The 22957-nt window shown below is 37.4% G+C and carries 9 protein-coding genes, 2 tRNA genes, 3 rRNA genes and 2 pseudogenes; 1 reads left to right on the forward strand and 15 read right to left on the reverse strand.

Annotated elements, in window-relative coordinates; genetic code table 11:
- Positions 1–102: 102 nt before the first annotated feature.
- From QWZ06_RS20540 to QWZ06_RS20610, 15 genes and pseudogenes are all read right to left on the reverse strand, one after another.
- The gene (locus tag QWZ06_RS20540) at positions 103–1530 is read right to left on the reverse strand and encodes a hypothetical protein (protein WP_290300886.1); all 1428 of its coding nucleotides are present in this window, start codon (positions 1528–1530) and stop codon (positions 103–105) included.
- 166 nt (positions 1531–1696) lie between these two features.
- The gene (locus QWZ06_RS20545; RefSeq protein WP_290300887.1) at positions 1697–2170 is read right to left on the reverse strand and encodes a hypothetical protein; all 474 of its coding nucleotides are present in this window, start codon (positions 2168–2170) and stop codon (positions 1697–1699) included.
- A 60-nt stretch (positions 2171–2230) separates the two neighbouring features.
- Positions 2231–3945 (reverse strand): annotated as a pseudogene (locus QWZ06_RS20550) (ATP-binding protein).
- A gap of 59 nt (positions 3946–4004) precedes the next feature.
- Entirely contained in the window at positions 4005–5114 is a 1110-nt protein-coding gene (locus QWZ06_RS20555) for a sensor protein KdpD (protein WP_290300888.1), read from the reverse strand.
- A 227-nt stretch (positions 5115–5341) separates the two neighbouring features.
- Positions 5342–6400 (reverse strand): porin, encoded by a 1059-nt coding sequence (locus QWZ06_RS20560; RefSeq protein ID WP_378171051.1) that lies wholly within the window; start codon positions 6398–6400, stop codon positions 5342–5344.
- A gap of 87 nt (positions 6401–6487) precedes the next feature.
- Positions 6488–7045: a K(+)-transporting ATPase subunit C gene (gene kdpC, locus QWZ06_RS20565; protein ID WP_290300890.1), complete on the reverse strand. Its 558-nt coding sequence runs from the start codon at positions 7043–7045 to the stop codon at positions 6488–6490.
- Positions 7046–7055: 10 nt separating this feature from the next.
- Positions 7056–9094, reverse strand: a pseudogene (gene kdpB / locus QWZ06_RS20570) (potassium-transporting ATPase subunit KdpB).
- A 176-nt stretch (positions 9095–9270) separates the two neighbouring features.
- On the reverse strand, positions 9271–10965 hold the full coding sequence (gene kdpA, locus QWZ06_RS20575; protein ID WP_290300891.1) for a potassium-transporting ATPase subunit KdpA: 1695 nt from the start codon (positions 10963–10965) through the stop codon (positions 9271–9273).
- A gap of 437 nt (positions 10966–11402) precedes the next feature.
- The gene (locus QWZ06_RS20580; protein ID WP_290300892.1) at positions 11403–12728 is read right to left on the reverse strand and encodes a sigma-54-dependent transcriptional regulator; all 1326 of its coding nucleotides are present in this window, start codon (positions 12726–12728) and stop codon (positions 11403–11405) included.
- 741 nt (positions 12729–13469) lie between these two features.
- Positions 13470–13577: ribosomal RNA gene (gene rrf, locus QWZ06_RS20585) — 5S ribosomal RNA — on the reverse strand.
- A gap of 146 nt (positions 13578–13723) precedes the next feature.
- Positions 13724–16502: ribosomal RNA gene (locus QWZ06_RS20590) — 23S ribosomal RNA — on the reverse strand.
- Between the two features lie 201 nt (positions 16503–16703).
- A tRNA-Ala gene (locus QWZ06_RS20595) sits at positions 16704–16777 on the reverse strand.
- A 107-nt stretch (positions 16778–16884) separates the two neighbouring features.
- Positions 16885–16958, reverse strand: a tRNA-Ile gene (locus QWZ06_RS20600).
- Positions 16959–17181: 223 nt separating this feature from the next.
- Positions 17182–18705 (reverse strand): 16S ribosomal RNA (locus QWZ06_RS20605).
- Together the 16S, 23S and 5S rRNA genes with 2 tRNA genes alongside form the textbook arrangement of a ribosomal RNA operon.
- 1049 nt (positions 18706–19754) lie before the next feature.
- Positions 19755–20660, reverse strand: coding sequence for a transposase (locus QWZ06_RS20610; protein WP_290300893.1), 906 nt, complete (start codon positions 20658–20660; stop codon positions 19755–19757).
- A gap of 371 nt (positions 20661–21031) precedes the next feature.
- On the opposite strand from QWZ06_RS20610, the gene QWZ06_RS20615 reads away from it, so the two are divergent.
- The gene (locus QWZ06_RS20615) at positions 21032–22861 is read left to right on the forward strand and encodes an acyltransferase family protein (protein WP_290300894.1); all 1830 of its coding nucleotides are present in this window, start codon (positions 21032–21034) and stop codon (positions 22859–22861) included.
- The last annotated feature ends 96 nt before the right edge of the window (positions 22862–22957 follow it).

Consider the following 22957-nt stretch of genomic DNA (forward strand, 5'->3'; position numbering starts at 1 on the left):
GTTTTCACAGCCTTTTATATTTTAACAATGTATTTTAAAACACGAATGATAAAAGAACTCACTTAATTAGAGAACAAGCCGAATAAATGGCAGATTATATTTCTATTTAAGTTTATGGTCTTCCAGGAATTCTTCATACTCTTTTGCCTCTTTACCTAAAAAATCATTTTTTCTTTGGATAATTATGTTTATACATTTATTATAAATATCTGTATTATTAAGTATTTCAATCCCTTTTATCATAAAGCGTAAATCATTTATTTTTTTATTGACTTTCACTCTTTCAATCAAAACATCCTTATTATTGAGTATAACTGAATTATCTTTTAATTCCGAAATAAAAGAATCCAGATACAGACAATCAATGTTCTCAAGTGAATTTCTAACTGCTCTATCGTATAGAGTATCGGAAATTTTTTTCGTTTTCTCAAGGAGTTTAATTAATCTCAAAGTAGGGTCAAATGTAAGCTCATCGGTTAGATTATCCAGATTATCATCCAAATCATATTCATTAAAAGCTATAATTTCTGCTTCACCAGGTTTTAAAAATCCTTCTGACAGAAATTTTTCAACATCCTTTTTTGTATGCGTCTTTTCATAATATTCAAGGATATCAAAAGAAATTATCTTGTCTGTAAGCCACAGGTTTGCCAGCAATGGATAATACAATGTACATTTTTCCTTATATACCTGTTGATATATAGTAGAAAGGCATGCATTTCCACAATCGTTTTTCAAATTCTCTTTTTTATGATGTTCAATAGCTTTTATTACAATTTCCTTTGCCTCCTCACTACAGAAATTAGATAAAGCAAACATAAAAGGAAAATCCTTAGAGTCTTTTACATGTTCTTTCATAAATGGCAGAAATTGTGGATCTGGAAAAGCTTCTATAGCGAAATAAGCATCTTTTCCAAAGCTTTTTATAAGTTCAATATCTTGTGGTTTTTTATATCCTGCAATAATAGCCAACAGTACATCTGATCTCATCTCAACAACATGTTTTCTAAGTTTAGAATACATTTCTTCACTTTTCGGAGCGTCTACACTTATAGCTTCCAGTAATTCTCTATTTACAGGCTTGTGATCCAGAACATCAAAAAGCATTCTTCGCTTAAGGTTTTCTTTATCATCTTCGGAAAGCTTACTTCTGTTTAATATAGCTTCAAAAATATGAGTACTTAAAAGATAATCACTGGAAAGACAAGATGTCGTTCTAACAATCTTCTCTTCCGAATATATATGTTTATTAAAAATGTCTAAAAGTTTACTATTATCTTTTTCAGAAAGAACATTAATAGCAATAGCTTTTATATATGCATTAGATCCTTTTTCAGCTAAAAAATAAAGTTCCTTGATATCAGCTTCTTTATAGAGTTGTTCTTCAATATCTCTTATCTTTTCTTCATCAAGTATGGAAAAAGATTTTAATTTTTTAAGGGGCTTAATAAGAGAAGCAGTTCGATCTGAAACCTGTGCAAAGACAAGAAAAACGATTAAAAATGCTATAAGACTGAAAGTCCTTTTCATGATAGTTTTTGAATGTATAAATGTAAAGAAATTTGATTATTTAATTTTGATAAATCATAATGCCAATCATATCACTTAAAAACCAGAATAGCATACCGATTATTCACATCTTTAGGGGTAACCAATCTGATATGAAAATCCGTCAGTATTGCTTATGCTACTGGATCTATGCTTGTTTGTTCAAAGCTTTTTCAAAAAGTAAAATTTGTTCCTGGCTCAGATCATTCAAAGAAATTGTACGTTTTGCGTTCAGTAAATGATTAGGATAGCATATAAGCTCAAGAGAATTTGCATTCATTTGAAACTCTCTGAGGACTGTTGGATTTTTTGTATTCCTTGTATCCATTTTAAATCTTAGATTAATGCAAGCTTGGGGGAAAATATAATAGCTCCGAGGGAACAAAAACATGGAGTTCTGATTCAAAAGAATATCAAGACTAGCCCATTGGAAGCTTTTTTTATATTGCAACCCTCCTTTCGTTACGGTAGTTATAGTTCCATTAATATTTTTTATAATTACTGCATCCGGCTGTTTATACTTTTCAATAATCTTACTTTTCTGTATAAAAAAGAAAATTCCTGAGCCAATAAAAAATACGGGAACGGCTATAATAAAATAGAAAAAAAAATCTGTGGGCATTGAAAATTTTAATAGAGAATAAATCGAATATTTTAGTGGTCAAATATATAACAATAATCCTTATAAAACAGGCAATCTGAAGAAGAAAGTACTTCCATTATTCAAAGAACTTTTAACCCCAATTTCACCATTTTGTTTTTCTATAAAATTCTTTGAGATCGCCAGCCCAAGACCTGTTCCATTCTGGTGTTCACCCGGAACCTGAAAATAACGATCAAAGATCTGTCTGTGGTACTTTTCATCAATTCCACTTCCTGTGTCTATAATATTGAACTGAATGAATGACTCTACTTTTTCCACCATAATCTGAATTTCTTCGTCCTGAAAAGAATGTTTTACAGCATTGGTTAGGAAATTATTCATCACCCATACTGTTTTGTCAAAATCAGCAGCCACAAAATCTGTATCCGCCAGCAGATATTCTGCATGGATAGAGATATTTTTCTGCTCAGCCAGTTTTTCAACATTTTTCATAGCAGTCTGTACAATTTCCTTAGGTAAACATTTTTCAATGGTTAGCCGTATATTCCCGGATTCTACTTGCGAAAGGTTAAGAAGCTCACCTGTAATATCCAACAAACGCTGTCCATCTTCATTGATGCTTTTCAATAATTCCTGCTGTTGCTCATTCAGTTCACCGAATTTTTGATTTCCAAGCAGCTGTACTCCCATTTTAATAGCAGAAATCGGTGTTTTCAGTTCATGGGAAATGGTTGCAATAAAATTGGTTTTAGCAAAATCCAATTCTTTGAAAGGCGTAATATTTCTTAATAAAATCACCTTACCAATATATTTCTTCTCCTTCTCCCCTGTTTTTACAATATTGATCGGAACAATATCCTGTTCAAAATAATTTTCTTTATTATCTCTAACAATTTTGATGGGATCTTTTACCGGATGATCAATATTTTTCAGCAGCTCCCGCATCAAATCATTATTGACAGCCACTTCGTGAGCCGTTTTGCCTATAATTTCTTCTTTATGCAGGTTGGTAATCTTCAACGCTTCATCATTGATCATGTAGATAAATGGTTTTCATCCAGACCAATGACTGCATCATGCATATTGTTCACCAATGTTTCGATCCGTTTTTTCTCCATCAGCTGCTTAGACAGGTTACTGCTTTCATATTCCTGAAGCTTTTCTGCCATCACATTAAAAGAGTCTGCAAGGCTATTGAATTCTTCACTTCCTTTAAAATGAACTCTTTCATTATAGTTTTTATCTGCAATCTGCCGGATACTGAACGTAAGCTGGTTAATAGGTTCTGCAATGGTTTGAGGAAGGTTAAAAAGTAAAATAAAAGCAATCAGAAAGCACACTGTTCCGAGACTTACAATCCAGAAGGTTGCATTTCCCGCTGTAATGATCGCAATATCACTCTTACGTTCAATACCTTTCATATTCAAAGACATAATCTTGGCAAGATCTTCCCGGATCAGTTTCTCTTTATTAAAGGTAGGTTCTTTTAAATAGCTATTGAAATGCAGATTCAGATTCTGGGTAGCTTCCTTTTCTCCAAACTCTGTAAGGTTTTTCTCCTGAAGTCTGTTATTTTTCTGAAAATCAGCCACTGCAACGGCACTGTCTGTATCTATATGATCCAATGCCAGGAGCATATTTTTAGAGAATTCAAGGCTGTTATAATTGGCTGTAAGAATCTTTTCAGTATCCGATTTCAGTTTATTAATATATATAGAACCTATTACTGAAAGCAGAACAATCAGTAAAAATAAAAGGCCAACGCCTAAGGTGAGTTTCGTTTTAAGTTTCATATGAAGATACTTATTGTTTTTTAAAAGACATATGCAATCGCCTTATGATTTCATTACTTTTAAGATAAAATAATAATATCTATTTGTCTTTCATTCAGTCTGTTCATCAGCGTATAAATCCAGCTATATCCAAGCACGCGCTGCCAAAATTTGGCATGAGGTTTTCCGATACAAACCGTAGTGATATTATGGGCAATCACAAATTCAAGAATACCATTATGCACGCTGCTTTCTTTTATCCTGACAACCTTTGCCCCTAATTCCTGCGCTAAATTAAAATTATTAATCAAATACCGCTGCTTGTCTAACGCTATTTTTTCAGGAGTCTCTGAAGGTTTTTGAATGTAGAGAACCGTCCATGGACTGTTGTAATAGCTTGCCAGTCGGGCTGTTTTCCTGATGATGGTTTTTGCAATTTTCTCATTACTGCTGATACAGGCTAGAAATTTTATAGGTTTAAAATTCTCGGTTTTGATTTCAGTTTCCACTTTCCTTTCCACATGCGTCGCTACTTCTTTTAAAGCAAGTTCACGAAGCTGGAGAATATGTCCGCTTTGAAAGAAATGACTAAGTGCTGTCTGAATTTTTTCTTTTTTATAGATCTTCCCTTCTTTTAGTCGGGTAAGCAACTCATCAGCAGTAAGATCTATATTAACTACTTCATCTGCCAGTGCCAAAATTTTATCCGGAACTCTTTCGGCGACTTCAATACCGGTTATTTTCTTAACTTCTTCGTTCAGGCTTTCAATATGTTGGATATTCATCGCACTGATGACATTGATTCCGCTATCCAGAATCTCCAACACATCCTGCCATCTCTTTTTATTTTTAGAACCTTCCACATTGGTATGAGCCAATTCATCCACAAGTACCACTTCCGGATGTTCATTGATAATGGCCTGAAGATCCATTTCCTCCAGATTTTTACCTTTATAAAAGACCGATTTTCTTTCTATTTCCGGAATTCCTTCTGCAAGAGCTACCGTTTCTTCCCGATCATGGGTTTCTATATAGCCGATCTTTACATCAATTCCATTTCGAAAAAGAGCATGTGCTTCCTGAAGCATTCGGAAAGTTTTTCCGACACCTGCACTCATCCCGATATAAATTTTGAATTTCCCTTTTCGGGATTTCTGGATCAGTTCTAAAAAATGTTTCGCTGATGACATTGCTGATTACTTTTCAGTATTATGTTATTATTATTTTTAAACACTTAGTCATTCTAAGTTACTACTAACTTCTTTATAAGGTCACTTAAGTTATTTAAAATCGAAGAATTTCATCTTCTGTATACTTATAAAAGCAACTTTGTCAAATTACTTAAGTGATCTAAAGTGTTTTAAAATCTTTTATGACTTCTGTATTTTCCGCGTTCTAGTTTCTAGCCTCATTTTGATTAAAACCAAACTGCTAAACTTGTTGTCACAAAAAAATTCCCTTGTTTCACACCATCATTTTTCACAAAAATGGCATCTTTAGAGGTAAATCCTCTTGCTTCAGTACGGAAAACAACATTTTTGAAAACAGCATAATCTACATTCAATGAATATCCAAAGGTTTGAAAACCATTTGGAGTTCCGGTACTGATAATCACTCCATTTTTATCATTATAATATTCTAATCTGCCTGCCAGCGCCCATTTAGGATCAATCTGATATTTTGCCTGTATATTAGGACTATACCAGATATTGTACTGCTCACTTCCTTTTGATTTCTGTTCTGCTCCTATATCAAATCCCAACAATGCAGAAAATTGATCTGTCAGCTGAAAACTTCCATACAAATCATGGAAATAACGCATTCTTTTTTCATTCTTAGCTTTATCATTTCCAATAAATGAGCTGCTGTTCAGCGTAATCTTATCATTTGGCTTGTACGTTACCTGATGCCCAAAGGAAATACTCTGATTACCTTCTGCTTTAGTAATACGCTGCCAACCATTCAAAACCAATCCACTTAGAAACCATTTCCCATTGTCTGAGGTATACGAGATCTTGGCTCCTGTTTCAAAATAAGGCGAATTTTCTGCAGCAAAACTTCTTGTCAGATTGAGATTATCTTTCCCTATTGCACTTTCCCAACCAATATGAGAAGGCATGATTCCGGCATCAATCCATAGGTTTTTATTTTTTGAAATTTTGATTCCTATGTTGGCTTCATTGATGTATCGTAAAGCACCCTGTTCTGCTGCCATATTATCCTGTGCGTAGGTTCCGCCCATTAAAGCAAGGTTGGCTCGAAGGTTTTCACTTTGATAATTGGCTTTTACCAATCCCAGATTAAGGTTCAATTCATTGTGTCTGTTATAAGAGTATAAAAAATTTTGACGAAAATGGTTTCCCGGCTCATTAAAATCATAGGTATAAAAGAGTTCTGCATACGCAGAAAATGTAAGTTTATTTCCTGTTTTTAATGAGTCTGATGATTGTGCTTTTGAGAAAAATGTTCCCAACATGGCACCTATAAATAGATATTTTTTCACGTTAATTTAGGGGATGGTAACCCTGTCAAGGTTTAAAACCCTGACAGGGTTAATAGTTAGTTACTTTAATTGATCCAAAGCGATGTTAAGTTTTAAAACATTCACTTTCGATGGCCCGAATAGTCCTAAAAATGGCTTTTCAGTTTGATTTTTAATTAAATTATTGATTTGATCCACTGGAAGGTTTCTCATCTTAGCAATTCTCATTGCCTGATACAATGCGCCCTCTTCTGAAATATCAGGATCTAATCCGCTTCCGCTTGCAGTTACCAGCTCTACAGGAATTTTTACATTTTGCATTTCCGGATTCTGTAATTTCAAAGTATCCATTCTTTTCTGCACAGTCTCCAAATATTCTTTATTGCTTGGCCCTTTGTTACTTCCTCCACTTCCTGCTGCATTATAATTTATAGAAGAAGGCCGGCCATGAAAATACTTCTCAGATTTAAATTCCTGACCGATATTGGCATAGAACTTCTGTCCTTTATAATTAATGATCTCTGCATTTCCCTGGGTAGGCAATACTTTTGATCCTCCATAGACAATCCCCAAATAAATACCTACAACAACCAACATAATAAGAGTTAATCTGAATGCTGAAACAATATGATTTTTCATTTTTTTAATTTTAATAGAATAAACTAATCAGTAAGTCAATGATCTTAATTCCGATGAATGGAACTATCACCCCTCCTAAGCCATAGATCAAAAGGTTTCTTCTCAGTAGTGCACTCGCACCAATTGGTTTATAGGCCACTCCTTTTAAAGCTAATGGAATAAGGAAAGGAATAATCACTGCATTGAAAATAACCGCTGATAAAATGGCTGTTTCCGGGCTGTGAAGATTCATGATATTCAACTTCTGAAGGGATGGAATAAAGGTGATAAAGAGCGCTGGAATAATGGCAAAATACTTCGCAACATCATTGGCAATACTAAAAGTCGTTAATGTTCCACGGGTCATTAGCAACTGTTTCCCAATCTCTACAATTTCAATCAGTTTGGTAGGGTCATTATCAAGGTCTACCATGTTTCCTGCTTCTTTGCTGCCTGAGTACCACTGTTCATTGCTACCCCTACATCAGCTTGTGCCAGTGCCGGGGCATCATTTGTACCATCTCCCATCATGGCTACCAATTTTCCTTCCTGCTGTTCTTTTTTGATGTAGTTCATTTTATCTTCAGGCTTGGCTTCGGCAATAAAATCGTCTACCCCAGCTTTTTCGGCGATGAACTTAGCGGTTAAAGGATTATCTCCGGTTACCATGACCGTTTTCACGCCCATCTTTCTCAGTCTTTGGAATCGTTCCTGGATGCCTGTTTTGATAATATCCTGAAGCTCGATAACTCCCCATACTTTTTCATTAACGGCAACGACCAGAGGAGTTCCTCCATTTTCAGAAATTTTGGTAACGGCATCCTGCGTTTCCTGTGGGAAAAGATTCCCGGCTTTTTCAGTCAGTTTTTTTATCGTGTCGTAAGCCCCTTTTCTGATTCTTGTTTCTTCAAAATCAATTCCTGAAGTTCTGGTTTCAGCAGTAAAGTCGATATACGTTGGATTAGGAACCAGTAAGTCTTCGGATTTGAGATTACTCAATTCAATAATAGATTTACCTTCCGGTGTTTCATCAGCTACAGAGCTCAATGCAGAGGCTTTAATAAAGTCCTCAAGCTTAATTCCATCTGCAGGATGAAATTGAGTAGCTTTACGGTTTCCGATGGTAATTGTTCCGGTTTTATCAAGTAACAATACATCAATATCCCCTGCTGTTTCTACAGCTTTTCCACTTTTCGTGATGACATTTGCTCTCAGCGCTCTATCCATTCCTGCAATTCCGATGGCTGAAAGAAGCCCACCAATTGTCGTTGGAATAAGACAAACAAAAAGGGAAATAAATGCTGCAATGGTAATGGGAGTCTGTGCATAGTCTGCAAAAGGCTTTAAAGTGAGAGTTACAATGATAAAAGTTAAAGTAAATCCAGCTAATAATATGGTTAATGCGATTTCGTTAGGTGTTTTTTGTCTTGAAGCGCCTTCTACAAGAGCAATCATTTTATCCAGGAAAGATTCTCCCGGTTTGGTGGTCACTTTTACTTTAATTCTGTCTGAAAGTACTTTGGTACCTCCTGTTACCGAACTTTTATCTCCGCCTGCTTCACGGATTACAGGTGCACTTTCTCCTGTAATAGCCGATTCATCAATGGTGGCTAATCCTTCAATGATCTCTCCATCCATCGGAATCTGATCTCCGGCTTCACAAAGAAAGATATCACCGAGTTTCATTTCGGCTGACATTTTTAAGCTGGTTTCTATCTGAAATCCAGGTTTATTATCAGTAACTAGTTTAGCAGGAGTTTCTTCACGAGTTTTTCTCAAAGTATCAGCCTGAGCTTTTCCTCTGGCTTCTGCAATAGCTTCTGCAAAATTGGCAAACAACACTGTAAAAAACAGGATGATGAATACCAAGAAATTATAAGAGAAGCTTCCCTGAGTCTTATCACCAGCTAAACTGAACATGCTTACGATAAACATGACCACTGTTCCGATCTCCACCAGGAACATCACTGGATTTTTAAACATAATTTTCGGATTCAATTTTACGAAAGACTGTTTTATCGCTTCGTTGACTAAATCTTTTTGAAACAATGTTTGTGATTGATTTTTCATTTTCTTGAAAGAGTTTATATCATTAAATCAATAATAACCATCAAGGTAAACCAGTTATAAGGAGTAGGAATGGATAATATTATGAGTGAACGTTTCGGTAAGTTTTAGACTAGTTCCCTAAACTATTCGATTTCCTTAATGGTTGAATATTGATTTTAATTTTTAATGTTCACAATTTATTTAGAGAAATACTGTATTTGCTCTGCAATAGGCCCCAAAGTAAGTGCCGGGAAGAATGACAAAGCTGCGATAAGTAAGATGACCGCCAGGGTCATAAAACCAAAGGTTGCCGTATCTGTCTTCAGTGTTCCTGAGCTTTCCGGGATAAACTTTTTCTGAGCCAATAAACCTGCAATGGCTACAGGGCCAATGATGGGGATAAACCTTGATAATAGCAGTACGATCCCTGTTGAAATATTCCACCATGGTGTATTATCTCCCAATCCTTCAAATCCTGATCCGTTATTAGCCGATGAAGAAGTAAACTCGTATAGCATTTCACTAAATCCATGAAATCCAGGATTATTTAAGGTTTTGGCACCTAATTCTGGCATATAAGCCGTTAAAGCAGTTCCCACAAGAATTAAGAATGGATGGAATAAGGCTACAATCATTGCAATCTTCATTTCCTTGGCCTCTATCTTTTTTCCCATGAATTCCGGCGTTCTTCCTACCATTAACCCACTAATGAATACAGCGAGAATGATGAAGATAAAATAATTCAGAATCCCTACTCCACAACCACCATAAAAACAATTGATCATCATGGCAAGAAGTTCATTCATCCCTGAAAGAGGCATCGTACTATCATGCATTGAGTTTACCGAACCTGTAGAAATTACTGTTGTGGCAATACTCCAATATCCTGATGCAGCGCTTCCAAAACGAATTTCTTTACCTTCCATAGCACCAATACTGCTATCAGCACCCATTTTTGTAATCAAAGGATTACCTCCTGTTTCATTCACAATATTGGGAACAGCAAGAGCCAGAAAGCCAATCGTCATTACCGTGAAAATAACCCATGACAGTTTTCTTTTATTTAAATAGAATCCAAGTGCAAAAACCAATGCAAAAGGAATGATCATTTGAGTGACCATCTCTGTCATATTTGTCGTATAATTAGGGTTTTCAAGAGGATGAGCAGAATTAGCTCCAAAAAAACCACCTCCATTGGTTCCCAAGTGTTTGATCGCTACAAAAGCAGCTACAGGGCCTCTGGAAACATCAATTTTCTGACCTTCTAATGTTGTAATATGATCTTTACCCTCAAAAGTCATCGGACTTCCGTTGATAGAAAGAATTAATGCAACTACTACACTGATTGGAAGTAAGATTCTGATCATTGATTTGGTAAAATAATCATAAAAATTACCAAGTTCTGTAGCCGTTTTTTCTTTAAAAGCTTTAAAAAGAACCGCCATGGCAGCCATTCCTGTTGCAGCCGTTACAAACTGTAAAAACATCAGATAAAGCTGGCTCAAGTAGCTTACTCCTGTTTCTCCTGAGTAGTGCTGAAGATTACAATTTACTAAAAATGAAATGGTTGTATTAAAAGCCAGATCTGGAGACATATTTGGGTTTCCGTCAGGATTTAATGGTAGCCAGGCCTGAGTTAGGAGAAGGATAAATCCTATAACAAACCAAACCAGATTTATAGTCAGCATGGCATACATATTCTGTTTCCAGGTCATCTGACGATGGGGATTAATTCCCGATATTTTATAAATTAACTTTTCAATGGGGTTAAAAACCGGATCAAGAAAAGTTTTTTTGTATCCATAGACATTAGCAATATATTTACCTAAAAATATTCCGATAACTAATGTGATAGCAAACATTGCTATGATGCCTAAAATTTCTGTATTCATGATCTCTAAAATTTTTCAGGTTTCATTAAAACATAACAGATATACACAAAGGCAAGTATTGAAAGAAAAAATAAACTCCACATAATTTTATATTCTATCAAAAAATTCAACTGATTTATATAAAAGCCCGAACAATACTGCAAAGAGCAGAATTAAACTTATAAGCATCATATCTTTATTATTAAGGTTAAAAGAGTCAACAATACATACGATACAATCAGCAAACTAAAAGTGGAATGCTCCCGTTTTTTAAACGTTTTTCTTGAAATTGTCATTTTTAAATATTTTATTCAATGACTATATGCCAAAAGAAAGTCCAATTTGGAAATAAATAATTTAAAAAGCTGGTAAACAACATATTAACCCAAAAACAAAAGCTCTATAAAAACAGAAAAGCCTATCAAAATGATAGGCTCTTTATTAAAATGATAAAATATTTATTTTAATCCGTATTCTTCGAGTTTGCGATACAGCGTGGCAATTCCAATTTCAAGGAGCCTGGCCGCTTCTGCCTTATTACCTTTTGTATACTGTAAGACTTTTTGGATATGAATTTTTTCCAATGAACGCATACTTAGAGAATCACTTTCCTGAACCGTCTTATCTGCATAGTGCGGAAGGCTTTCTGCATCCAGGATATTATCATTCATTAAGATAAGGCTTCTTTCTATAGCATTTCTTAATTCTCTGATATTTCCTTTCCAGTCATTTTTCTCCAACATTTTGTAATAATCCGGGTTTATCTGAATGGATGATAAATGTAATTTATGGGAGAATAAATCAATAAAATTCTTAGTAAGCATTTTTAAATCCTCTTTTCTGTCTCTTAAGGAAGGAAGTGTAATTTCGAAAACATTCAATCTGAAATACAGATCTTCTCTGAAATTTCCCTGCTTTATTTCTTCTTCCAGATTTCTATTGGTGGCAGCAATCAACCTAAAATCAGATTTAGAAACTTTGGTTTCACCCATTTTGATAAATTCTCCGGTTTCCAAAACCCTAAGCAGCTTTGCTTGAAGCTCAATGGGCATTTCACCTATTTCATCCAAGAATAAAGTTCCGTCATTGGCTTCTTCAATCAATCCTTTCTTATCTTTTAGAGCCCCTGTAAAAGATCCTTGCTTATGCCCGAAAAGCTCACTTTCCAAGATCTCTTTACTAAAAGCAGAACAGTTAATGGCTACAAAGTTATTTTTCTTTCTTTCACTTCCCTCATGAATCGCATTAGCAAAGACTTCTTTTCCAGTCCCTGTTTCTCCCGTTAAAAGCACAGCTGCATCTGTTAATGCTACCTTTTCTGCTAATTTCTTAGCATGTAAAATCAAAGGAGAATTACCGATAATACGCTCAAAACCTTTTAATAAGCTAGTTGGTTGAACTGTTCTCGTTCTATTGTCCTTTACCTTATCAAGAGCTTTATATACCAAAGGAATTATTTTTTCATTGTCATCACCTTTCACCAGATAATCATACGCCCCATTCTTCATCGCCTGTACAGCGTCGGTAATATTTCCGAAGGCAGTCATTAGAATAATTTCCAAATGTGGGTATTTTGTTTTAATAGATTTTACCAGTTCTACCCCAAAGGCATCAGGAAGCCGGACATCGCTCAACACAACATCAAAATCATACTGCTCCAACATTGTCATAGCAGATCGTGCTGTTGAAGCTTCTTTTACATTAAAATTCTCTTGGGAAAGGATCATTCCTAATAACTTAAGGAGCTTGATCTCATCATCGATGATCAGAATGTTTCCTGACATTATAATTCTTTTTGGAAAACTGATACAAACTTATTGATTTTATTCGAGGAAATGAGAGAATAGGGAGAAAATAGTTTTTAAAAATGAATGATAAAGAATTGATGAATATTGATATTGATCTGTAAATTGAATAGGAACACTTTATGATAAGTAATAATAAGCAATTCGGAATTGTGGTAATAAAACTCTTTGTTACCTATTCACCACCTTGTCATCCCGTAGGGATCTAGAGTTAGACCTATCTATCTATCTATCTATCTATCTATCTATCTATCTATCTATCTATCTATCTATCTATCTATCTATCTATCTATCTATCTATCTATCTATCTATCTATCTATCTATCTATCTATCTATCTATCTATCTATCTATCTATGCAACATTCATTCAATAGAAGTGGGCTTTAGCCCGCTTTATCATTAATAACAATTCCAAAAGGCTTTAGCCAAAACCTAAATAACGAGGAGGAATAGGGCTAAGTATACAGTGATACCAGGAAATATTAGTGAGAAACAAGAATAAAGAATAAAGAACAAAGAGTAAAGACTTCCATGAAGAGCAAGTAGCAGGATGAGGATGAGAATCAAGAATCAGGAACGAGGAACTAAGCTTCGGATTGCTCACTGTTTATTATTGGTTAATGAGTACGTATTACTTATTGTGGGGGATTACAGAGGTAAGGTATATAACAAAAAAAATCCTTTATCTTGCGATAAAGGATTTTTAAAAATAAAATAAAAACTGGCGGCGGCCTACTCTCCCGCGTTAGCAGTACCATCGGCGCTGGTGGGCTTAACTTCTGTGTTCGGAATGGGAACAGGTGAGCCCCACCGCTAAAACCACCCTAAAGGTTGTATATAAGATGTCAGATGCAAGACATCAGATCTCAGACGAATTTGTCTGATATCTGAGATCTAATCTCTGATATCTGTTTTAAGCGATAAAAACTTTCACAAAGAGCTAACCTTGCTGCACTTTCGAGCGGCCATATCAGGCTATAAATCTACGGGTAATTAGTACTACTCGGCTATGACATTACTGTCTTTACACCTATAGCCTATCAACGTGGTCATCTCCCACGACCCTTAAAAGATGTCTCATCTTGAGGCGAGTTTCGCACTTATATGCTTTCAGTGCTTATCTCTTCCAAACGTAGCTACTCAGCAGTGCACCTGGCGGTACAACTGATACACCAGAGGTTTGTTCAATTCGGTCCTCTCGTACTAGAATCAAGCCCTCTCAAACATCTAACGCCCGCAATAGATAGAGACCGAACTGTCTCACGACGTTCTGAACCCAGCTCGCGTGCCACTTTAATGGGCGAACAGCCCAACCCTTGGGACCTTCTCCAGCCCCAGGATGTGACGAGCCGACATCGAGGTGCCGAACCTCCCCGTCGATGTGAGCTCTTGGGGGGAGACTAGCCTGTTATCCCCGGAGTACCTTTTATCCTATGAGCGATGGCCCTTCCATACGGAACCACCGGATCACTATGTCCTGCTTTCGCACCTGATCGACTTGTTGGTCTCACAGTCAAGCACCCTTATGCCATTACACTCTACGCACGGTTACCAAGCGTGCTGAGGGTACCTTTGAAAGCCTCCGTTACTCTTTTGGAGGCGACCACCCCAGTCAAACTACCCACCACGCAATGTCCTTCTAAAAGAAGTTAGGCTCCAAGTAAGTAAAGGGTGGTATTTCAACGTCGGCTCCACAGACACTAGCGTGCCCACTTCATAGCCTCCCACCTATCCTACACATTACTTACTCAAAGTCAATACGAAGTTATAGTAAAGGTTCACAGGGTCTTTTCGTCCCATTGCGGGTAATCGGCATCTTCACCGATACTACAATTTCACAGAGCTCATGGTTGAGACAGTGCCCAGATCGTTACACCATTCGTGCAGGTCGGAACTTACCCGACAAGGAATTTCGCTACCTTAGGACCGTTATAGTTACGGCCGCCGTTTACTGGGGCTTCAGTCAATGCCTTCGGTTTTAACCCTAAGCACCTTCCTTAACCTTCCAGCACCGGGCAGGTGTCAGACCCTATACTGCATCTTTCGATTTTTGCAGAGTCCTGTGTTTTTTTGATAAACAGTCGCCTGGGCCTCTTTACTGCGGCCACCATTGCTGATGGCGTCTCTTCTCCCGAAGTTACGAGACTATTTTTGCCTAGTTCCTTAACCATGATTCACTCTAGCACCTTAGGATTCTCTCCTCGACTACCTGTGTCGGTTTTTGGTACGGGTTGCTTCACTTCGGCTTTTTCTTGGAAGCACTTTTCCCTACAGCAGCTTCGCCCGAAGGCTAGGCCTTGACTATTCCGTCAGTCTCCAGTAAGTACGGCACTCCGTCCCCCTTTTTTTAGTGTGAGCAAGTATGGGAATATTAACCCATTGTCCATCCACTACCCCTTTCGGGTTCGCGTTAGGTCCCGACTAACCCTCAGCTGATTAGCATGGCTGAGGAAACCTTAGTCTTTCGGTGAGGGGGGTTTTCTCGCCCCCCTTTATCGTTACTTATGCCTACATTTTTCTTTTTCTATCCGCTCCACAATACCTCACAGTACTGCTTCGGCGCAAATAGAATGCTCTCCTACCAGATGTATCTAAAATACAAATCCATAGCTTCGGTAATATGTTTATGCCCGATTATTATCCATGCCGGACCGCTCGACTAGTGAGCTGTTACGCACTCTTTAAATGAATGGCTGCTTCCAAGCCAACATCCTAGCTGTCAATGCAGTCCAACCGCGTTGCTTCAACTTAACATATATTTTGGGACCTTAGCTGTTGGTCTGGGTTCTTTCCCTCTCGGACATGGACCTTAGCACCCATGCCCTCACTGCCGTAGAACATTTATTAGCATTCGGAGTTTGTCAGGAATTGGTAGGCGATGAAACCCCCGCATCCAATCAGTAGCTCTACCTCTAATAAACTTATATACGACGCTGCACCTAAATGCATTTCGGAGAGTACGAGCTATCTCCCAGTTTGATTGGCCTTTCACCCCTACCCACAGGTCATCCGAAGACTTTTCAACGTCAACCGGTTCGGTCCTCCACTCTGTGTTACCAGAGCTTCAACCTGCCCATGGGTAGATCACAAGGTTTCGCGTCTAATCCTACTAACTATACGCCCTATTCAGACTCGCTTTCGCTCCGGCTCCGGTACTTAATACCTTAACCTCGCTAGTAAAATTAACTCGTAGGCTCATTATGCAAAAAGGCACGCCGTCACAGCTTAATGCTGCTCCGACCGCTTGTAGGCGTACGGTTTTCAGGTTCTATTTCACCCTTCTATTCGAAGTGCTTTTTCACCTTTCCTTCACAGTACTTGTTCACTATCGGTCTTTCAGGAGTATTTAGCCTTGGAGGATGGTCCCCCCATATTCAGACAGGATTTCACGTGTCCCGCCATACTCATTTATCATCTTAATATACCTTTCGAATACCGGGCTATCACCGTCTATGGCCGTTCTTTCCAGAACGTTCTTCTAAATATATAAAGACTTTTTGGGCTAATCCGCTTTCGCTCGCCACTACTTACGGAATCTCTTCGATTTCTTTTCCTCCGGGTACTTAGATGTTTCAGTTCTCCGGGTTTGCTCTCCTTGCGGAGTGACATGTCTTCAACATGCCGGGTTGCCCCATTCGGACATCTGCGGATCAATTCGTGTGTGCCAATCCCCGCAGCTTTTCGCAGCTTACCACGTCCTTCGTCGCCTCTGAAAGCCTAGGCATCCGCCATACGCCCTTAACGATTTCTTTCCTAATATTATTATTAGTTCAGTATTTTTCTAGATAATTTAAATTATCAATATTTTTGTAAACTTCGCACTCGAAAGTGCTCGGTTATCTCTTTGTGATGTCTTTACCGTTAATGTCAATGATCGTTATGCTATTTCTGATCTAATTCGCAAATATTGTTTTTGGCTCTATCTGCTTATTTAATATTAAACCATCTATATGTGGAGAATAAGGGAGTCGAACCCTTGACCTCCTGCGTGCAAGGCAGGCGCTCTAGCCAGCTGAGCTAATTCCCCCTCTAGGTCAAGATTTAAATATTTAATGATTTTTATCATTTAAAAAAATTAAACGCTGCTAATTTTTAAATCTTTAAATTCTTCAATCTTTAAATCCCTTTAATTAGTAGTCTCGGGCAGGCTCGAACTGCCGACCTCTACATTATCAGTGTAGCGCTCTAACCAGCTGAGCTACGAGACTGTCTATTAGACGTAAAGATGATAGACTGATAGATAATAGACTAATTTCTTCGTCTTTCTCTCTCTGCTTTTTATCTTCTTTGTCTCTCTCAATCCCTTTACTAATTTCTAGTGGGTTTTGTATTTTTAATATAAATCAACCAAACAAAAAACTAAAGCTTTACTTTGAATAAGTACTTGTATCTCTCGATACTAATTTTGTTTATCGTCTAAAAGACGCTCTAAAATGAGATGTTCCAGCCGCACCTTCCGGTACGGCTACCTTGTTACGACTTAGCCCTAGTTACCTGTTTTACCCTAGGCAGCTCCTATTACGGTCACCGACTTCAGGTACCCCCAGACTTCCATGGCTTGACGGGCGGTGTGTACAAGGCCCGGGAACGTATTCACCGCGCCATGGCTGATGCGCGATTACTAGCGATTCCAGCTTCATAGAGTCGAGTTGCAGACTCCAATCCGAACTGAGACCAGCTTTCGAGATTTGCATCACATCGCTGTGTAGCTGCCCTCTGTACTGGCCATTGTATTACGTGTGTGGCCCAAGGCGTAAGGGCCGTGATGATTTGACGTCATCCCCACCTTCCTCTCTACTTGCGTAGGCAGTCTCACTAGAGTCCCCCAACTTAATGATGGCAACTAGTGACAGGGGTTGCGCTCGTTGCAGGACTTAACCTAACACCTCACGGCACGAGCTGACGACAACCATGCAGCACCTTGAAAAATGTCCGAAGAAAAGTCTATTTCTAAACCTGTCATTTCCCATTTAAGCCTTGGTAAGGTTCCTCGCGTATCATCGAATTAAACCACATAATCCACCGCTTGTGCGGGCCCCCGTCAATTCCTTTGAGTTTCAAACTTGCGTTCGTACTCCCCAGGTGGCTAACTTATCACTTTCGCTTAGTCTCTGAAGCCGAAGCCCCAAAAACGAGTTAGCATCGTTTACGGCGTGGACTACCAGGGTATCTAATCCTGTTCGCTCCCCACGCTTTCGTCCATCAGCGTCAGTTGTTGCTTAGTAACCTGCCTTCGCAATTGGTGTTCTAAGTAATATCTATGCATTTCACCGCTACACTACTTATTCCAGCTACTTCAATAACACTCAAGACCTGCAGTATCAATGGCAGTTTCACAGTTAAGCTGTGAGATTTCACCACTGACTTACAGATCCGCCTACGGACCCTTTTAAAACCCAATAAATCCGGATAACGCTTGCACCCTCCGTATTACCGCGGCTGCTGGCACGGAGTTAGCCGGTGCTTATTCGTATAGTACCTTCAGCTACTCTCACGAGAGTAGGTTTATCCCTATACAAAAGAAGTTTACAACCCATAGGGCCGTCGTCCTTCACGCGGGATGGCTGGATCAGGCTCTCACCCATTGTCCAATATTCCTCACTGCTGCCTCCCGTAGGAGTCTGGTCCGTGTCTCAGTACCAGTGTGGGGGGGATCACCCTCTCAGGCCCCCCTAAAGATCGCAGACTTGGTGAGCCGTTACCTCACCAACTATCTAATCTTGCGCGTGCCCATCTCTATCCACCGGAGTTTTCAATATCGAATGATGCCATTCAATATATTATGGGGTATTAATCTTCCTTTCGAAAGGCTATCCCCCAGATAAAGGCAGGTTGCACACGTGTTCCGCACCCGTACGCCGCTCTCTCTGTTCCGAAGAACAAATACCGCTCGGCTTGCATGTGTTAGGCCTCCCGCTAGCGTTCATCCTGAGCCAGGATCAAACTCTCCATTGTATGTTTGTCTGACTCACTCAAAGTTTTTTAACGCTTTAGTTTTTCCTTACTTGGTTGTTATATTGTATGTCAATGATCTTTTCTTCTTTCGCTTTGTAACGAAGCAATCTTTCTGTCAGTGTCGCTCCGTATTTGCGAGTGCAAAAAGTAAAAACTTTATTTCGTAATGACCAAATGTTTTCGAAAGAAAAATTTTTAAAGTTTTTTTAAGTAACCTTAATTCCTCCCTTAACCTCAATCTCTATACTCCTGCGCTCCCTTAATTGGGACTGCAAAGATACTAACTTTATTTTATCTCACAAGTTTTATTTACTAAAACTTATAAAGCTTTTTCGCTTATATCTTATCAAGTATCATATTGTTTTTGCTTATCTAAAAGCCCTTCTGCGCTTACCGAATCTCTTTCGTTTTTCAGTGGGGCAAAGATAACAACTTATTACCACGCAAAACAAACTTATTTAACATAAAATTCATATCTGTGTAACATTTTACTTCTAACCCCCTGATACCTTGAGAGAAAAATTTTAAACATTTGTTTGGAAATTACAATGAGAGGGTTTGGGAGTAGTGGAATTATAGGGAGATGGGCGTTATCACATACAAATGGGAGTAATAAATTTATACATATATACTATAAAGGTAGGTTTTCAGAATCATTTTGAAATAGGTTTGGGCTAAAGCCAAAGGAAAAGGACTTGTTTATTTATTTATTTATTTATTTGAGTGGGCTAAAGCCCACTCAAATAGACCAAGCTTAACATGTATTTATAAGAAGATACTATGATCCTGTACAATATTTTCTAGTTATTATATTGAATAAAATCATTCAATATATATTACATGTCAAGTATTACACATCACGTCAACAAGCATTACTTATTACCTATTACCTATTGCTCGTCATTTATACTTATGTCCCCTACCCTAGCCCCCGATGTTCTATGTTAATTTGCAAATTATTTAAGTTAAAAATTTTTATCTTTTTTATATAATCAGAATTATAAGGGACTTTGTTTTTTTAACTACTCCAAAGCATATTCTTAAAAAGTTTATTGCATACAGCGATGAGTGCTACTTTTTTTAGGTTTTCCTTTAGCTAACAACCTTAAATAAAGTTCTTTACAATGGGGATTGTGTTTAATCGCCGTCCATGAACACACATACAATAAACTTCGTATATGAGTCTTGGAAGTGCGACATTTTCCAGGAGAATACGATTTTTTTCCAGATTGATATATTCTAGGAGCTAAACCAAAATACTTAACTAATGATTGTGCTGAATTAAAATTTTTAAATCCTGAAGTAGCCGTCATCAATTGTAAAGAGGTTTTTTCTCCAATTCCGGAAACGGACTGTATAAGTTCTTTAGTTTTCTTAAAGTCTTTATCCTGAAGTTGGGGAAGGCGCTTTTCTACTTCTTTGATTTCTTTATCCAAATGCTTAAGCTTTCTTTCATAATGCTTCTCAGTATCTGGATTAATTTGTGAATGGTAGCGTAATGCTTTAAGCCTTGCAGCATAACGTCGCTTCTCCTCTTCGAGATCAGTCAGAAGTTTGATCTCCTGATCCAGATATTCTATCTCCATACTTTTGGGTACATAAAGAGCGGGGCTGAACATCTCTCCATAAAGCCTGATTAATCTGGCATCTTCCGCATCTGTTTTACTGATTATATTTTTCATTCTTGCAAAATGCTTTACAGACATACAATTGATCAGACTTACTTCTAATCCATGGCTCAAGGATAAATGAAGAATACGGCTGCTGAAATTCCCGGTTGCTTCAATAACAAGGCTATACTCTTGGGATGATATTTTTCTTATAAAAGAAAGAATCGAACGCTGGTTATTTTCTATATTGAAAACACATTCTTGATTTTGTTCATTAATAAAGCTTAGCGTTAAAAATTTAGCGCCAACATCAACACCGATAACTTTTTTTGATATTTTTGACATAAGCAATGACTTTATTAAAGAGGTTTTCTTCTGATCCATCATGGTAAAAGTTATTACCAAACAATGTTCTATCCGGATTTAGAAGAAAACAGCAGCAGGGGGATAAAATCAGGGGCGATATCTAGTATCTGAGAAGCGTCTGCCTTAATCCTGCTGCTTTTACTCTTTAGGTTTAATTTTTACACTAATTTACTCAAGTATTTTAAGTAATGTAAACTTACCATAAAAGCGGTTACCCCACAGCATGAGTTGGAGAGTGGATGGCATTAGCATGGGAAAGGTTCGCGCGAGGAGTATGAGCGGATAGCGGGAAATAGCTCCTCACTCAATACATTTTTATTACTTTTGCCAACGTAACTAAAAATCATCGAATGCAGTTCAGAAATGATATACAAGGGATAAGAGGTCTTGCTTTCTTATTAGTTTTTATTTTTCATTTACATTATCATTGGCTGCCCGGTGGTTTTATCGGGGTAGATATTTTCTTTGTCATTTCAGGATTCCTTATGACTTCTATTATTATGGGAGAAAAGGAAAAGTCTGATTTCAGTTTTTATAATTTTTATCTGAAGCGTCTAAAAAGAATATTTCCGGCGTATCTATTTCTCCTCATCATTGTAGCTTCTGCCGGTTTTTTTATATATCTGGACAGGGATTTCTGGGGGTTTCAAAAGTCTGTAGCAGCATCATTTTTATTTGTTTCGAACGTACTATTTGCCAGGGGAGATTCATATTTTGGGGCTAGACTAGAGGATAATCCGTTTCTACATACATGGTCGCTTGCTGTTGAAATGCAGTTCTATCTTGTGTTGCCCTTGATTCTTATATTCATCAAAAGAAAGTTTCTGCCGGCTGTTATTATCCTTCTTATTGTTGCTTTAACAGTTTATGCGAATATTTCAATGTATATCAGCCATGATACGTCGGTTAGGTATTTTTCACTTCCTGCTCGAATTCCTGAATTTTTAATTGGTTCATTATATAGTCTTACTTTAAAAAATAAAATCAATTTCAGCAGAGCAAATAATAATATCATAGCAGCACTGAGCTTGAGTATATTAATTCTATCTGCGATTCTGATTGATAAAAATACTCCATTTCCTGGCGTAGCAGCTTTAATTCCAACTCTTGCTACCGCCAATCTACTGGTTACAGGCAGCAATTTTATTTCTGATTTTTTTGCTAAAAAGATTCCCAGCTATATTGGGGAGCTTTCTTATTCTCTTTATTTGTGGCACTGGCCTTTTATTGCATATATCCGGTATTATAATGATGAATACACCCTTACTACCAATGAGATTATTTTCGTCTGTGTTTTCACTCTTCTTCTGGCCTGGTTTTCTTATCGTTTTATTGAAAATTATTTTAGAAAGAAAAGTAATCCCGTGTTTTTGCGATATGCAGTTTCCGGCTCTGTCTTCCTGGTACTTCTTACCATATTCCTTCCTAAAGTTGCGGAGTTCTATAAAATTCCGGATATCTACACCTCTCCTTCATTCGGTGTAGGTTCTCATAATCAGAAAAAGACCGAGTTCTTTGGCGATAAGAGTGCTAAAAACCCTAAAATACTATTGATAGGAGACAGCCATGCTCTTACTATCAAACCTTTTTTACATTATATTGGTGAAAAGAACCATTTTTCCTTTACTACTATCACTACTGACGGGATTATGGCTCTTGATGGGATAAAACGTAGCGAAATTCCTTCTTATGGGATGAAATTCTATGATGCAGCCCAACAGCTTGCCCCTTTTACAGAAGAAAACATTAGCCAGAGTAAAATAATTATGATTAATTGTTCTACGTTTATCAGTCCACCATCAATTTATCAGGCTGTAGAAAAATTAGCTCATGGTCTAAAACCTGATCAGAAGCTCATTGTCTTTGAAACCTTTCCTAGCGTTGATCGTGATCCTATAAAGGTAAACAGAGACTATATTAAAAGAACTTCAAGAAAGTTTATAGTCACAGTAAATGAAAAAAATAAAGCTGCTCTCAAAAAACTGGTAGCAGATAACAAGAATATCTATTTCTATGATCTTTCAAAAAGCAAGGTATTTAAAACAGCTCCTTTTTATAAGGATACTTTAATGTATTATAATAGATCGCATCTGAATGTATACGGTTCTGTTTCTATGGCTAAGGACTTGGAAAAGGATTTCATGTCTTTCTTTACTCCTCTTCTGAATGAAGAAAAATAAAACTATCTTTCTACTCTGTATTGGTAGGAAAATAAAAAGAGCTTCCATCAAAATATCAGGTTTGTGAATGCTGGTTTTACTCTAATAAAGCTTAAT

This window comes from Chryseobacterium tructae, assembly GCF_030409875.1.
In the GTDB taxonomy this organism is placed as follows: Bacteria; Bacteroidota; Bacteroidia; order Flavobacteriales; family Weeksellaceae; genus Chryseobacterium; species Chryseobacterium tructae.

Excerpts from the sequence above, each read along its gene's own strand:
- QWZ06_RS20555 (WP_290300888.1), bottom strand. The coding sequence starts at position 5,114 with ATGTCATCAGCGAAACATTTTTTAGAACTGATCCAGAAATCCCGAAAA.
- QWZ06_RS20580 (WP_290300892.1), bottom strand. The coding sequence starts at position 12,728 with ATGTCAGGAAACATTCTGATCATCGATGATGAGATCAAGCTCCTTAAG.
- QWZ06_RS20610 (WP_290300893.1), bottom strand. The coding sequence starts at position 20,660 with ATGTCAAAAATATCAAAAAAAGTTATCGGTGTTGATGTTGGCGCTAAA.
- kdpA (WP_290300891.1), bottom strand. The coding sequence starts at position 10,965 with ATGAATACAGAAATTTTAGGCATCATAGCAATGTTTGCTATCACATTA.
- QWZ06_RS20615 (WP_290300894.1), top strand. The coding sequence starts at position 21,032 with ATGCAGTTCAGAAATGATATACAAGGGATAAGAGGTCTTGCTTTCTTA.
- kdpC (WP_290300890.1), bottom strand. The coding sequence starts at position 7,045 with ATGAAAAATCATATTGTTTCAGCATTCAGATTAACTCTTATTATGTTG.
- QWZ06_RS20545 (WP_290300887.1), bottom strand. The coding sequence starts at position 2,170 with ATGCCCACAGATTTTTTTTTCTATTTTATTATAGCCGTTCCCGTATTT.
- QWZ06_RS20560 (WP_378171051.1), bottom strand. The coding sequence starts at position 6,400 with ATGTTGGGAACATTTTTCTCAAAAGCACAATCATCAGACTCATTAAAA.
- QWZ06_RS20540 (WP_290300886.1), bottom strand. The coding sequence starts at position 1,530 with ATGAAAAGGACTTTCAGTCTTATAGCATTTTTAATCGTTTTTCTTGTC.